This window comes from Noviherbaspirillum malthae (genome assembly GCF_015352985.1).
Classification (GTDB): Bacteria; Pseudomonadota; Gammaproteobacteria; order Burkholderiales; family Burkholderiaceae_D; genus Noviherbaspirillum; species Noviherbaspirillum malthae.
The window spans coordinates 1-879 of record NZ_JACYXF010000197.1; the positions used below are offsets into that span (position 1 = coordinate 1).

An 879-nucleotide genomic window follows, 5' to 3' on the forward strand; every position below is an offset into this window, starting at 1 on the left:
AGCGAGACGAGCACTTGGCAGTTAGCCTGCTTGCCCAGCACGCCGCAGTGCTGACGCTTGACGCCGACCGAGTGCTTGCCCTGCTTGGGCAGCGCCGTGTCGTCCACGATCAGCGCGGCGTCCTTGCCGCCCACCAAGGTGTCAGCCGTCTTGCGCAATACCTGTTCCAGCGGAGCAGTGGACCAGGTCGATGTCGACACGAAATGGTGGAGTTGCTGCGTCTGCCCGGGACACACCCGCTCGGCCATCGGCTCGATACTCTTGCGCGCTCCGAAACCGAGAAGTCCTTGCAGATAGAGGGGCGCCCAGCAGCGTTGCTCGGAACGCTTAAAAACCGCCAGAAATGGTTGTAGCCATTCTTGGAGATCTGCATGCCAGTCGGTTCCCGCAGGAAGTACGGAATTCATGGATATCCCTCCACACAGCCATATCCTGAAATTCTACGCCCTTACTTGGCAGAGTAGTGCTAAATAGCGGCACTTGGAATTGCGAGCAAGTGCTGATTGGATTCAGTGAAAGTCCGGAAAACAAGAACAACACAAGAGTCGCATTCAACAAATGGTTTAACCGGCCGATCCCAGTAATGAAATCATCGTATGAAAACAGCATCGTATGAAAACAGAATGGCGGCCATTGCATCTATTGGTCCGCAAATAATTCCGCAAGCGGGCAATCTACCTGGATGGAATACCGTTGCCTATGCTTTCGCCGACTATTTCCAAGATGGCTCATACGCTTTGGTAACACACACGCGGTGTTTGTCAACGTAGTTGTCGCGTCACCTCAAGCTGCATTCTGTAGGTGTATGGCGTGATTTCGCTCTGGATTGAGCCAGACCTCGTCCTCCAGTCTCCAGTTTCTTGTCTTCCCTGACCACCG

The 879-nt window shown here is 54.2% G+C and carries 1 protein-coding gene; it reads right to left on the minus strand.

Going from position 1 to position 879, the window contains the following annotated elements; genetic code table 11:
- On the minus strand, positions 1–407 hold a 407-nt coding region (locus IGW03_RS37740; protein WP_194727499.1), incomplete at its 3' end, for an IS701 family transposase.
- Positions 408–879: the final 472 nt, after the last annotated feature.